At 44.7% G+C, this 13,930-nt stretch carries 12 protein-coding genes; 6 read left to right on the forward strand and 6 right to left on the reverse strand.

Going from position 1 to position 13,930, the window contains the following annotated elements; genetic code table 11:
• The first annotated feature begins 164 nt into the window (after positions 1-164).
• The gene (gene msrB / locus R7P35_RS11580) at positions 165-572 is read left to right on the forward strand and encodes a peptide-methionine (R)-S-oxide reductase MsrB (RefSeq protein ID WP_042522504.1); all 408 of its coding nucleotides are present in this window, start codon (positions 165-167) and stop codon (positions 570-572) included.
• Between the two features lie 117 nt (positions 573-689).
• Here the strand turns inward: msrB and R7P35_RS11585 are convergent, their stop codons facing one another.
• Positions 690-1,511, reverse strand: coding sequence for a DUF2989 domain-containing protein (locus R7P35_RS11585; protein ID WP_042522503.1), 822 nt, complete (start codon positions 1,509-1,511; stop codon positions 690-692).
• A 101-nt stretch (positions 1,512-1,612) separates the two neighbouring features.
• Between R7P35_RS11585 and R7P35_RS11590 the strand changes: the two genes are divergently transcribed.
• Positions 1,613-1,897 (forward strand): YeaC family protein, encoded by a 285-nt coding sequence (locus tag R7P35_RS11590; protein WP_005380700.1) that lies wholly within the window; start codon positions 1,613-1,615, stop codon positions 1,895-1,897.
• A gap of 95 nt (positions 1,898-1,992) precedes the next feature.
• On the opposite strand, the gene ansA is transcribed toward R7P35_RS11590, so the two are convergent.
• Positions 1,993-3,006, reverse strand: coding sequence for an asparaginase (gene ansA, locus R7P35_RS11595; protein ID WP_017635822.1), 1,014 nt, complete (start codon positions 3,004-3,006; stop codon positions 1,993-1,995).
• Positions 3,007-3,169: 163 nt separating this feature from the next.
• The gene (sppA, locus tag R7P35_RS11600; RefSeq protein WP_064368684.1) at positions 3,170-5,020 is read right to left on the reverse strand and encodes a signal peptide peptidase SppA; all 1,851 of its coding nucleotides are present in this window, start codon (positions 5,018-5,020) and stop codon (positions 3,170-3,172) included.
• Positions 5,021-5,244: 224 nt separating this feature from the next.
• Between sppA and R7P35_RS11605 the strand changes: the two genes are divergently transcribed.
• Positions 5,245-7,257 carry an NADPH-dependent 2,4-dienoyl-CoA reductase gene (locus R7P35_RS11605; RefSeq protein WP_005380708.1) on the forward strand — a complete coding sequence of 671 codons (2,013 nt, stop codon included), beginning with the start codon at positions 5,245-5,247 and terminating at the stop codon, positions 7,255-7,257.
• Positions 7,258-7,316: 59 nt separating this feature from the next.
• On the opposite strand, the gene R7P35_RS11610 is transcribed toward R7P35_RS11605, so the two are convergent.
• Complete coding sequence (locus R7P35_RS11610; protein ID WP_017635823.1) at positions 7,317-8,633, reverse strand: MFS transporter; 1,317 nt, start codon at positions 8,631-8,633, stop codon at positions 7,317-7,319.
• A gap of 173 nt (positions 8,634-8,806) precedes the next feature.
• Here R7P35_RS11610 and R7P35_RS11615 point away from each other — a divergent pair, with 173 nt between their 5' ends.
• Positions 8,807-9,355, forward strand: a complete 549-nt coding sequence (locus tag R7P35_RS11615) for an NAD(P)H nitroreductase (protein WP_005380711.1) — start codon at positions 8,807-8,809, stop codon at positions 9,353-9,355.
• Positions 9,356-9,458: 103 nt separating this feature from the next.
• On the forward strand, positions 9,459-11,426 hold the full coding sequence (locus R7P35_RS11620; protein ID WP_182039066.1) for a DNA topoisomerase III: 1,968 nt from the start codon (positions 9,459-9,461) through the stop codon (positions 11,424-11,426).
• A gap of 44 nt (positions 11,427-11,470) precedes the next feature.
• On the opposite strand, the gene R7P35_RS11625 is transcribed toward R7P35_RS11620, so the two are convergent.
• Together R7P35_RS11625 and R7P35_RS11630 are read right to left on the reverse strand one after the other, a co-directional pair.
• Positions 11,471-11,677, reverse strand: coding sequence for a hypothetical protein (locus R7P35_RS11625; protein ID WP_005380717.1), 207 nt, complete (start codon positions 11,675-11,677; stop codon positions 11,471-11,473).
• A gap of 183 nt (positions 11,678-11,860) precedes the next feature.
• Entirely contained in the window at positions 11,861-12,550 is a 690-nt protein-coding gene (locus tag R7P35_RS11630; RefSeq protein ID WP_258461108.1) for an SDR family oxidoreductase, read from the reverse strand.
• Positions 12,551-12,821: 271 nt separating this feature from the next.
• Between R7P35_RS11630 and R7P35_RS11635 the strand changes: the two genes are divergently transcribed.
• Positions 12,822-13,745 (forward strand): histone deacetylase, encoded by a 924-nt coding sequence (locus R7P35_RS11635; RefSeq protein ID WP_017635827.1) that lies wholly within the window; start codon positions 12,822-12,824, stop codon positions 13,743-13,745.
• Positions 13,746-13,930 lie beyond the last annotated feature (185 nt).

A 13,930-nucleotide genomic window follows, 5' to 3' on the forward strand; every position in this document is an offset into this window, starting at 1 on the left:
TTCTGTAGCCCAGTTGGCGTAATATAACTGGTGAGATAAGTGCTCTTATCAAATTAATTACTCATGGTGTCCTGGTGAGAAAGTATGTGCTACAAGTGTTAAGAGAAGCAAGTTTTTTGCTAAAAAAGTCAATACCAAGAACAGTAAATAAGGAGCCGAAAGTCGTGGAACAAAGCGGGAAAAAAGTGACGAAGTCAGATGAACAGTGGCGTGAGCAACTGTCTGATGAAGAGTTCCGTATTTGCCGAGAGCAAGGTACAGAGCCTCCTTTCAGCGGTAAGCTACTGCATAATAAGGAAACTGGTGTTTATGCTTGTACTTGTTGTAATGCCCCTCTCTTTGTCTCTGATAACAAGTATGACTCTGGCTGCGGATGGCCAAGTTTTGATGCGCCTATCAACGATCAAGCGGTGCGCTATTTAGAAGATCTAAGTCACGGAATGGTACGTACAGAGATTCGTTGTGCAACGTGTGATAGCCATCTAGGGCACGTTTTTGAAGATGGCCCACAGACCACAGGAGAGCGTTTTTGTGTTAATTCTGTGTCGTTAATTTTCAACAAATCAGAATAATAACGACAAAATTGTGCTCGAGATTGTTTTATCCTTTCAGGATGATTCAAGCTCAACAGTGATCTGAGTGTCGCTCGACTTAAATAAAAACTCCCGCTCATTGCGGGAGTTTTTCGTTTATATCTCACTGGGTATCATTGTTGGGGAATAGATACCTTTCTCTATGGCTTTCGCCACCGATTCGGCTAATTCATCCAACTGCTTATATCGCTCTGGATGACTGAAATTGAACATACGTTGGAGCTGCTTTTCATCAGCAAGCGGTACGTCGAATCTCTTCGCGACCATTGCCCATAGATACGCTTGCTCTTTGTCTCCAAGCCCTTGATGAATACTTGCCATTGACTTGAGAATGACCGGATTGATGTTGTCTTCATCAGATAAAGACAACGCGTTATTAAGAAGCTCCAGGGTTTTCTTGGTATCTCGGTTGGTATAAAAAGTGGCTAATGCATATTGCATCTCAGCATTATTTAATTGGGGAGACCCTTCCATTTGTAAAAATGCGCGCCGAGCTTGAGTATCTCCCGTTTGAGACCATAAGAAATACAAAGTAGCCGGGTCTTCTGAACCTTTTAACTCGTTTACAATGCGCTCTAGCTCATCAATACTGTGTACCAATGCATTAAAGCGTTGTCTTTTGAGAGCACTTTGATCAATAGGGGTGATCTGGGAGGCGAGTTCTAAGCATTTCCTATATTCAGCGACCAGACCGTATTCGATGATTTGGTTTGCTTCCGATGGGTTTTTCAATTGCTCAAACCGATGCCAAACCAAATTTGTTCTTGGAATTCGACATTGGCCGTCATCCATATTGAGCTGCTCGCAACGCAGTTCTGGTGTTTTTTGGCACAACTCTTCGGTTGTCACGTTACCTTCAAAACAGCCCGATAGCACAAAACATGCGAGGCTGAGAAGTAACCAGTTTGTTCTTTTCATGGCTTTGCTTGTGATCCGTTACACCAATTCATTTTCGTATTCTTGACTCAGTTTCTTAACCCGTTATGTTCTGTAAATAGAATGTAATAAGAAGGTACACTATGGACGCAGAACAACTATTACAAGCGATGACTCCAGAAGTTTATGATCGCTTAGTCTATGCAGTAGAAACGGGAAGATGGCCTGAGGGTACAACACTTTCTAAAGAGCAGCGAGATTCGTGTATGCAAGCTGTGATGTTGTATCAATCAAAACATAATACTGATGCGCAGCATATGACGGTTGCAGCCGGTGGTGAAATCAGTTTTAAATCAAAACAAGAGCTTAAAAAACAATTCAGCGGAGAAGAGAGCGATATTGTTCGTGTGAATCCGAACATTGATTAATCCTTACGCCTTATTTCTCAAAATTTTATTATTTTGATTTTGAAAGAAAAAAGCCCAAATTGTATTGGGCTTTTTAGATCGCAGAAAGCTTGAACTTACAGGCTCATTTCACCACGCAGTACTTGTTGCATTCTCTCTTTTACTTCTTCGTAAGAAAGGTTTTGGCTTAGAAGGTAGTGTAGTTTTGCCAGCGCCGCTTCGGGCGTCATGTCAAAGCCACTGATAACACCAGAGTCTGCGAGCGCACAACCTGTGGCATATCCGCCCATATTCACTTTACCTGCCAAACACTGAGTTAGGTTTACGACAATAACGCCGCGCTCAGAGGCTTCTTTCAGGTGACCAAGCAGCTCAGGGTTCTGAGGAGCATTACCGACACCAAAAGTCAGAAGAATCATCGCATTCACGGGCTGACGAAGCGTGTTGCGGATAACTTCGTGTGAAATACCAGGGTACATGGTGATCACACCGATTGGTTGTGGCGTGATGTTGTGAACCTTAAACTCACCTTCTGGTTGTGCACCAACGGTTACGCTGTTGCTAACTTGAATATTGATCCCAGCTTCCAATAGTGGAGGAAGGTTTGGTGAAGTAAAGGCATTAAAACCGTCTGCATGAGATTTTGTGCTGCGGTTACCACGCATCAATTGATTATTGAAGAACAAAGTTACTTCGTTGATCGGGTAGTTTGCCGCAATATGTAGCGCGTTTAATAGGTTTGCTTGGCCGTCAGAACGCAGCTCTGCGAGAGGGATTTGTGAACCCGTTACAATCACTGGCTTACCAAGGTTTTCAAGCATGAAAGACAATGCTGACGCTGTGTACGCCATGGTGTCAGTACCATGTAGGATAACGAAACCATCGTATTTGTCATAGTTGTCACGAATATCATTCGCAATCTGCTGCCAGTCAGCAGGTGTCATATCTGATGAGTCAATCAGAGGGTCGTATTCGTGGATGGTGTAATCCGGCATTTCAGGACGATGGAATTCGGGCATGCTTGCTAATTGCTTTTCCATAAAGCCAGCAACAGGCACATAGCCGTGGTCGGATTTTTGCATTCCGATGGTACCACCGGTGTAAGCGATGTAGATGTGTTTTCTAGTCATCGTTTTTTCTTCGTGTAGGGGAACAGAGGCGGGGATTATATACCTAAATAACCTTGAGATGCGAGGCTATACGCACAGCATCAGAAAGTCATCTGAGGAGATGCAAAGCCTAATAAAAAGGGCACTTCAAGTAGAAGTGCCCTTTGTAATATTGATGGAAAAACTACTGCACTTGGCAGTTCAAACAAAATGCGTATTGACCTTTAGGATCGTTGAAGCTTTGGAGCAAGCTTGCGTCTTGTTCGAATTGTTGAGCTACGGGTTGAAGACTTTTTGGTAGCAAGCTTGTTGCATCAATACCTAGAGAGACTTTTACCTGTTTCATAAACTCTTGTAGAAATAGTTCAGTAGGTGAAAGAGGCTCTTCTACCCAGTAAATGCCGTAATCGGTTACGTTCGCTAGTTTCGCCGCTAGCTCTACAGCATCATCAAAGTCACCCATTTGATCGACAAGACCAAAGGATAGTGCATCTTGGCCAGTCCAAACTCGACCTTGAGCAACTTTGTCAACTTCCTCTAGAGACATATCGCGATTCTCGCCAACTAGAGAAATAAAGCGCTTGTAACCGTGTTCGATACCTAATTGGAACACTTGAGACGCGCCCTCAGAAAGGCCAGTGGTAATACCGTCACCTGAGAACGGCGATGTGCCAACGCCATCAGTATTAATACCTAACTTGCTAAAGCCTTTTTCAAACGTGGTGATGACACTAAATATACCAATGGAGCCCGTCAAGGTTGTTGGCTGAGCAACGATTTTGTCTGCGCTCATTGAAATCCAATAACCACCAGAAGCGGCCAAACTCGACATGGATACAACAACCGGCTTACCTGCTTGCTTCAGAGCTTCTACTTCGTTACGAATCACTTCAGAAGCAAAGGCACTGCCTCCTGGACTATCTACTCGTAACACGACCGCTTTCACTTTTTCATCATTGCGTGCTTGACGCAGCAAACTTGCGACCGTGTCACCACCAACAGTTCCGCGAGGTTGTTGACCGTCCATAATCGCGCCACTGGCTAGAACAACGGCGATGTCGTGTTGAGGTAGTGTGTAATCAGGACGAATCGTTGCAAGGTAGTCGTAGTAACCAATCGCGTTGTAGCTGTCTTTGCCGTCGCTACCAAACTGTTTTGCAAATAGAGTGCGAATGTCTTGGCGTGTAGCAAGTTCATCCACTAGCCCCAATTTGACTGCGAGCTGAGCAATATCGCCATTTACAGACTTCATCTCGTTAATCAGCTCATCCATGGTTGGATTAAGCACTTTCGCATCAATGTTTCGGTTTGTTGTTACGTCATCAACAAAAGCACTCCACAATTGAGTAACCCAACGTGTTGCTGACTCTTTCGCCGCATCGGACATGTCATCACGAATAAAAGGTTCGATAGCGGATTTATAAGTACCTACGCGAAAAACATGAGTAGAAACGTCAAGCTTTTCAAGTAACGTTTTGTAGTACATTGAGTAAGCGCTGTAACCTTTAATCAATACACCACCATCAGGTGCCAGATAAACTTTGTCAGAGTAACTTGCCAAGTAATATTGGCTTTGGTTGTAGAAATCACCTACGGCGTAAACGGGTTTGCCTGACGCTTTAAATTCGTTCAACGCTTTCGCGATGTAACGTAGTTTCGTGAGATTTGTTTCTGGCATGTCTCGTAGTGCTAGCACTAATCCAGACACTTTAGGATCGTCTTTCGCGTAGCGAATAGTATCAACGATATCGAAAAGGACGTTTTCTTTCGGTAACTCATTACCCAAAAGGGAACCAGCAAAAGAGTCCATTGGGTTTACATAACGTCTTTGTTCGACAATTGGGCCTGAAAGGTTCATCACCAATGCAGATTCTTTTTCGACGACAGGTTGACCGTCTCCGGTATAAGTAAAGGCAAAGTAGAAAACGGCAATCATCAGCAAGAAAATTAGGTTTGCCAGTGCGAGTCTGATGAAAGTGATACTTTTCCATATCCCTTTAAATATCAAACCAATAAATTTGAAGAGTTTTTTCATCTTGTCTCCATAACGAGATAGTTACGCCGAGTCTAACAAAGTATGGGTTCTTATCTCTAAGATCTCAAAAGATAACATTTTTTTAGCTTATCACGACCACTCAACAATTGGCATATTTTCACACGAGATTGATCGGTGTTACAAAAATGTAAACGCTTGTTTGATTTTTTGGTTGAGCAGGCTTAATCTGGTCAGACCATGATAATAACAATGGATGTTAAGTGATGTCTGCCATGTACCCAAACCTATTAAAGCCACTGGATCTCGGTTTCACACAATTACGAAACCGAGTTCTGATGGGATCAATGCACACGGGCTTAGAAGAGCACAAAGAAGGATTACAGAAGCTCGCTGCTTTTTATGAAGAACGCGCGAAAGGCGGTGTCGGACTGATTGTAACCGGAGGTTTTTCTCCTAACTTACGCGGTCGTTTACACCCGTTGAGTGCTGAATTCAGCAAGCCAAAACATGCTAAAGCCCATAAAGTTGTGACAGAAGCGGTGCACAAGCACGGTGGTAAAATTGCGTTGCAAATTCTCCATGCTGGGCGTTATGCAATGCATCCATTCTCGCAAAGTGCATCTGGCATTAAAGCGCCGATTGCAAAGTTTGCTCCGAGTGAAATGAGCGACCGCCAGATAAAGAAAACCATCGACGCGTTTGCTAATAGTGCGGAGTTAGCACAGCTTGCTGGTTATGATGGCGTCGAGTTAATGGGCTCGGAAGGTTACTTGATAAACCAATTCTTATGTAAACGTACTAATATGCGTTACGACGAATGGGGTGGCAGCTATAAAAAACGTATGCGTTTTCCGCTAGAAATTGTTAAAGCGGTACGCAAGGCGGTGGGTGACAAGTTCATCATCATCTTCCGTCTTTCTATGCTGGATCTTGTCGAGCAGGGCAGCACTTTTGAAGACGTTATCGAATTGGCGAAAGCACTTGAAGAGGCTGGCGTCACGATTATTAATACGGGTATCGGTTGGCATGAGGCTCGAATTCCGACAATTGCGACTCAAGTACCACGCGGTGCGTTTACATGGGTTACGGAAAAAGTTAAACCTCACGTTTCGGTTCCTATTATCACTTGCAACCGTATAAATACGCCAGATGAAGCAGAACGCATTTTATCTTCCGGTCATGCCGACATGGTTTCGATGGCGCGCCCATTCTTGGCCGATCCTTACTTTGTTGCTAAAGCCGAACAGGAAAAAGCGCAGCTTATTAATACGTGTATTGGTTGTAATCAGGCGTGTCTAGATAACGTGTTTAAAGGTAAACGCGCCAGTTGCTTAGTGAACCCTCTAGCGTGCTATGAAACCGAAATTGTTGTTGAACCAGCCTTTAAAAAGAAAAACATTGCAGTTGTTGGTGCTGGACCTGCGGGCTTGGCTTGTGCGACCACACTGGCTGAACGTGGCCATAAGGTTGATTTGTTCGAAAAGAACGACCGCATCGGTGGTCAGTTCCGTCTTGCGATGCAGATCCCTGGTAAGGAAGAGTTTCGAGAGACGATACGATATTTCGCTAACCGTATTGATGAAACAGGCGTGAATCTGCACTTATCGACGGAAGCGAACTATGACTTACTCACAGAATACGATGAGATAGTGATGGCATCGGGTGTTGAGCCACGTAAAGTCAATATTGATGGAATTGATAACCCAGAGAAAGTCGTCGACTATCAAACTCTCATTCGAGACAAAACGCCAGTCGGTGAGAAAGTGGCTATCGTTGGTGCTGGTGGCATTGGCGTAGATGTCGCGACCATGCTCACAGAGCCAGTTGGACAAACGTTGGATGACTGGTTGCATGAATGGGGAATCGACAAGGAGATGTCTCAGCCGGGTGGTTTATACCCTTATCCTGATGCGGTCAGCGATAAAGAAGTCTGGGTGCTTCAGCGTCGTAAAGGTCGTGTAGGTAAAGGTCCGGGTAAAACAACAGGTTGGATCCATAAACGTACCCTTGAAAAACGTGGCGTACATTTAGTCGGTGGCGTGTCTTACGATAAAATTGATGATCAAGGTTTGCACATTCATGTAGACGGAAGCGCGCAGGTACTTAATGCAGACAAAGTTATCATTTGTGCTGGGCAAGAGTCTGTACGTCCGTTTGAAGATAAATGGTCTGAACTTGGAGAGAAGATTCATATCATTGGCGGAGCTGACCATGCGGGTGAACTTGATGCTGTGCGTGCGATTCGTCAAGGTGTTAAATTGGCGGTAAAACTCTAGCCTTTTAATGTGTGTTTACCATAAAAGCTGCGCTTTGAGCGCAGCTTTTTTGTATAGAACTAGTCACTGATATCTGGCAGTTGTTTGGCCATTACCACGCCAGCAAAAGTAATAAAAGAGAACACTAACACCACAGCTGAAAGGCTCAAGAAGTTCGACATAACACCAAGAGAGCTCATTAGAAGCAGCATTATCCCAACCACTGTGTTACTCACGGCTACATAGCTCGTCCGTTTGTCACCTTCTGCGATATCAACTAAATAGGTTTTTCGTCCGACTCGTATTCCGTCGTGGGCAATACAAACACAAAAGTAAAGCAGAGGAATCACGAATAGGAAGCTTTGGCTAGCGGTGACCCATGTATCGTAAACAAATAACACAACACCAAGTAGCGCGCTCATCATTGCGCCTATGACCATCACACTGCGGCTAGAGCGATCGGACATTCTTCCCCAGAAAGGACCTGACACAAAGGAGGCTAAGCCACTCGCAAACATAAAGAGAGCTAGCACCCAGAGCTGTCCACCCAGAGATTGCTGTGCCAGCACAACGTAGTACGGTGCACTCAGCGCAGAACATAAAAATAGTGTCCGCGTGATAACGAATCGACGAAAGGTCACGTCTGTCTTAAGTAACGCGAGTTGTTTAAATGCTTCGAGGACGCCATTTCGACCACCGTCTACCTCACCGGCATACTCATTAATTCGCGCATAGACTAATGCCGCGATGAGCCATATGACGCCCGCTAAGCCTAAACTCAGACCGTAAAAGCGCTCTGTCGGCTCTACGTCCCATAACCAGGCTAGTGCCAGAAGGCTAGCGAAAAGCAGCGTAACCAGGCCAGCAGCGCTTGAAGACCAGCCGTTGACTTGACCTCGTTGGTTTTTAGGGATGGTTTTGCCCAATACATCTTTTGATGCGACGGAATTTAAACCGCGTGAGAGGCTGAAGATCACAAGACATGCAATCACACCATAACCCGCAGCTGCTCCTGTTAGAGTTAATGCGACCAATCCGATTGCAAATATGGAAAGAGCCTGCAAGATGCTGCCAATTACCCAGACCCATTTTCTTACTGGAATGCGTCGGATGTAGTGCGCGATGCTAAGTTGTGGGATAAGGGATCCTGACTCACGAATAGGAACCAGCCAACCAATTAAGTAAACCGGTGCCCCAATACTTTGTAGTATCCACGGCAACGTGACTTTAGGGTTGATTAACGCATCGCCGGCCTTCGTTAAAAACTGAGCGAGAATGATTTTAAGAAAGTTGCCGGGAACTTGATGACAAGCTGATTCAGGAATCGCCTTACAGGCACGGGCATCTTCGTCATTAACGATCTTTTCGTAAATGCTGTTTTGTTTGTCCTTGTTCATCAACCTGCCTATGTTCAACTTATTCATTTCGCGAATAAATTAACATTAAACCCAGATTGATGTTAAGTGAAGCACGTTATCAAGCCCACAGAAAACCGGTTGTTATTCGCAGGAGCAGATTGTGCTAAAGTGGCGTAAACAAAATAACAACGATATTCAATAAGGATTCTTTCATGGACGCTCTCGATCTTTTGCTCAATCGCCGATCTATCGCGAAGTTATCCGCGCCTGCTCCAGAAGGTAAAGCACTTGAGAACATCATTCGTGCTGGCCTTCGTGCGCCTGACCATGCGGGATTAACCCCTTGGCGTTTCGTTATCGCACAGGGCGATGGTTTGAAAAAACTGTCAGATATATTGGTAAAAGCGGCAGAAGCTGAAAATAGTGATGAAGCGGTGGTCGAAAAGGTAAAGAATGCCCCATTTCGCGCACCAATGGTGATCACGGTGATTGCTAAAGTAACAGAACATGAGAAAGTACCAGCACTAGAGCAACACTTATCTGCGGGATGCGCTGTACAAGCGATGCAAATGGCAGCCGTAGCGCAAGGCTTTCAAGGGTTTTGGCGCTCAGGTAAGTGGATGTTCCATCCAGAAGTTCATCAAGCATTTGGTTTAGAGGGTGACGATGAGATTGTTGGTTTCTTGTACTTAGGCACGCCCGGTTGTACACCGATGAAAGTTCCTGAGCGTGACCTTTCTCAGTTTGTTGAATTCCTATAACTAAAAACTTAAATAAACTGACTGTTTATTTATACAGTTTTTCTTGATTTATTAGGGCTACATTCGATAATGTGGCCCTAATTATATTTATTTCCAAAACGTTATGTCTCGTCTGTTTATTGCTGAAAAACCAAGTTTAGGCCGTGCGATTGCCGCTGCACTGCCAAACCCTCAAAAGAAAGATCAAGGATTCATCCGCTGTGGGAACGGGGATATCGTTACTTGGTGTATCGGCCACTTACTCGAACAAGTCGAACCCGACGCTTACGATGAGCGTTATAAAAAGTGGAATATGGCAGATTTACCAATTGTTCCGCAGCAATGGCAGCTCAGACCGAGGAAAAGTGCAAGTAAGCAATTAACCGTGATTCGTAAATTGCTCAAAGAAGCTAACGAAGTCATTCATGCAGGAGACCCAGATCGAGAGGGTCAGCTGTTAGTTGATGAAGTTCTCGACTATTGCAAGTTATCTAAAACCAAGAAGGAATCCACACAGCGTTTGCTGATTTCCGACTTGAACTTACCTGCGGTTAAACGTGCTCTCAGTTCTATGCGCAGTAATCGCGAGTTTATCCCACTTTCAGTTTCAGCATTGGCCCGCTCTCGGGCTGATTGGCTGTATGGTATGAACATGTCTCGTGCTTATACCTTGCTTGGTCAAAAAGCAGGGTATCAAGGTGTTCTCTCGGTAGGGCGAGTGCAAACGCCAGTTCTTGGCTTAGTGGTGCGTCGTGATGAAGAAATCGAAAACTTTGTCCCGAAGGACTATTTTACCCTACATGCTCTGATCCCATATCAAGATGCCAATGGTACTTTTGATATTCGTGCTCGTTGGAAGCCAAGTGAGGCATGCAAGCCTTGGCAGGACGAAGAAGGTCGAGTGTTAAACCGTAAGTTGGTGGAAAATGTTGCAAACCGTATCGCAAGTCAACCTGCAAAAGTGACGGAGTCGGAACAAAAGCAAACCAAGCAATCAGCACCATTACCTTATTCGTTATCTGCTTTACAGATCGATGCCGCGAAGCGCTATGGTATGAGTGCGCAACAAGTACTAGATACTTGTCAGGCATTGTATGAAAAGCACAAGCTGATCACTTACCCGCGTTCAGATTGTCGCTATTTACCAATGGAACACTACTCACAAGCAGGGATGGTGACAACTGCTATTGCGAATAACGCAAAAGAGTTGCAAGGTGCCGTTCAGGGAGCAGACTTAACATTAAAGTCCAAAGCCTGGAACGATAAAAAAGTGGATGCGCACCATGCGATTATCCCTACACCGAAGCAAGCTAATGTGAATGCGCTTTCCGGCAATGAGATGAAAGTGTATCAATTGATTGCGCGCCAGTACCTCATGCAGTTCTATCCGGCGGCGGTTTACGCAGAAGCGAAATTGGTTTTCGATATCGCTGGTGGTACGTTTGTCGCGAAAGGTCGTCAGTTAGTTTCGCCGGGTTGGAAAGCGCTAATGGGCAAAACTGACAAGGAAGATGAAGGTATTGATGCCGTGCCACCGCTACCCGAAGGCACCGTGTTAACTTGTCGTGAAGGGGAAATAAAAGACCGAAAAACCGAGCCACCAAAGCATTTTACCGAGGCATCGCTGTTACAAGCGATGACCGGGATCGCCCGTTACGTTGCGGATAAAGAACTGAAAAAAATCCTTCGTGACACTGATGGGCTAGGCACGGAAGCGACTCGCGCTGGTATTTTGGACACGCTGTTCAAACGCCAACTGCTTACGCGTCAAGGTAAGTCAATTCTCAGTTCTCCTGCGGGAAGAGGTCTCATTCATGCCTTGCCAGAAGATTCAACATACCCTGATATGACGGCTCATTGGGAGCACCAGTTACAAGGTATGGCAGAGAGAAATCAAGCATATCAGCCGTTCATGCAAGCACTGGAACAACGCATTGATAGCTTGATGGCACAAGTAAAAGCAGGGCCTATCCCTGATTCATTACGTCATCTACCCAAGGTGGAACGTCCTGCGTTTAAACGTAAAAAGCGCAGTTATTCAAAGAATGGTGGCGCGACTAAATCTCGTGCAACCAAAGGTAAGCAGGCATAGGACAAGCGCGGCGTAATTAAACTCCGCGCATGCTTGAAAATAGATTACTCGAACAGATCACCGTGGTTTTGGATCGCGCCTCTTACTTCACCTTGAGTTAACACGCGTTTGTCCAGTACCTCTTTCACCTGGTTGCCCAAGTCAACTAATGTATCTCGATTCGCTTGAGTTTGGCGTTTACCAGCACTTCTCAAGCAGTAATTTAGTTCGTGCTCTTCGCTAAAATTAACCAAATCCCTATCTGCTGCCATCGAGCTTTCTCCTTATTTGTTCTACTTTTTCCTAAGTCTGGATTGGATGTAGATAAATTCAAGTTAGATTGCGCGAATTATGCTGGTGGATCACTGATGAACATTATGTTTGCCAACCAAGTCACGATTATGAAGCCTGGCTTTGATGGTATTTGGTTTAGTGATGGTTGTGTCTTAATGCTGCTACCAAGGTAACTCAGTACCATCGTAGTTAATAAATCGACCTGAAAGCTGCGGTGTGCTCAGTTCTATCACGTTCGCTAGGCCTTGCGCGGAGGTTTGCGTATCTATCAAAGCATTTGGCCCGCCCATCGCCGTTTTTACCCAACCAGGGTGAAGCGCCAAAACAGTAAACCCTTCAGGTGTTAAATCATTACTTAAGCTTTTAACAACCGAGTTAAGCGCCGCTTTCGATGAGCGATAAATATAGCCGCCGCCGGACGTATTTTCGGTCATACTGCCGACTTTTGATGAGATACAAGCAATCTTTTTCATCTTGCCTTGTTGTAAGCGAGGGTAACAGTACTCAACCAGTTTTAACGGAGCAATGGTGTTTACTTCGAAGACTTTACGCCATGCTTCTAGGTCAGTATTTCCAAAGCCATATCCCTTGGGGCCGTAATATCCTGCATTATTGATGAGTAAGTCGATGGCAGGGAGTTTATCGGCAAGCTTAGCGACTTGTTCGTAGTGCGTGACATCCAGTTCGTGCAAAACCAGATTACTGAATTGTGAGGCTAGAGTTTGTAGTTCTGAACTGTTCTCTAAGGAACGGCTAGTAGCATGTACTTGGTGGCCTTGCTTCAGGTACAGCTCAGTTAAGCTAAGGCCAATGCCGCGATTTGCTCCGGTAATAAAGACGGTTTGACTCATACAAACACCTATGTTTTTTTGATTTCAGTTGAAAGTCATTGTGTTAGCTAAGCACAATAAAATCAACCAACCACCACGCACCAACAACAAGAGATGAAAATAGGGACAGAGCACAAAGAGAGCCAAACAGTGCGCCGAGAATAGCAAAGAAAGTAGAATTCATATGTATATTAAATTTAATTGATATTGAAAATTATTATCAATTAAATTGCGTTTTATTCAACCCTTGAAGTTGATACTATTTCGTTACCATTGTTATTAAGAATTTCTCATGCTGCCATTTATCTACCACCCGATTTATTCTCAACTTGAGTTGCCAGAGGGGCATCGTTACCCAATTATGAAATACCAGTACCTCTATGAATCGGTATTGGTGCATATAGAGAAAGATAACTGGAAAGAGCACACGCAGTTTTTCCAGCCCGAAGCATTAACTGTTGGGGAAGTAAAACGTGTTCATGACGAGGAATACGTCGAGTTGCTTGTTAGTGGAAACATGCCAGCTGCGAAGATGCGCCGAATAGGTTTTCCTTGGAGTGAGTCTCTCATTACCAGAACGCTAACTTCAGCAGCGGGCACGGCTCTGACCGCAAAAAAGGCACTTGAGTACGGTGTGGCCATTCATTTGAGTGGTGGGTATCACCACGCACACAAAGAGTTTGGCAGTGGTTTTTGTTTATTTAATGACTTAGTGATCGCGGCCAGGCAAGCGCTCGAAGTCGAGCATGTCGATAAAGTATTGATCATTGATAGTGATGTTCACCATGGGGATGGAACAGCAACTTTATGTGACGATGAGCCAGATATCATCACGCTTTCTTTCCACTGTGATAAAAACTTCCCAGCGAGGAAGCCTCAGTCTGACCTCGATGTGCCTTTGGTGCGAGGGACAGGTGATGAGGATTTTTTAATGGCGTTTAAAGAAGTGGTCGATATGGCACTTAATCTTCATCGCCCTGATTTAGTTATCTACGATGCTGGTGTCGATATACATCAAGACGATGAGCTTGGATATTTTGATGTGTCGACTCAAGGGATTTTAGAACGTGATAGATTTTTAATGCAAACAGTGAAATCTCGAGGTATCCCTGTCGCAGCTGTCGTTGGAGGTGGATATCGAACGAATCATGCTGACCTCGTCCCAATCCATTTGCAGCTTATCAATGCCGCTAAAGAAGTCTTTATTGATGAGTAGATACAACTAGATGTAAATATCAAATTGATTCAACACTGGAACGAACGAAAAGGGCATTAATTTTTTGTGGGTTCTTTCGGAGTGTGGCGGAGTGCTTAGTTGCGTTCAAGAAGTGATAAGTGATTTGTACAAATCTTTTAAGTCTGGAGATGCGAAAAATCCCGCTAATTTCTTAGCGGGATTTT

This window comes from Vibrio sp. Vb0304 (genome assembly GCF_033338995.1).
Taxonomy (GTDB): Bacteria; Pseudomonadota; Gammaproteobacteria; order Enterobacterales; family Vibrionaceae; genus Vibrio; species Vibrio alginolyticus.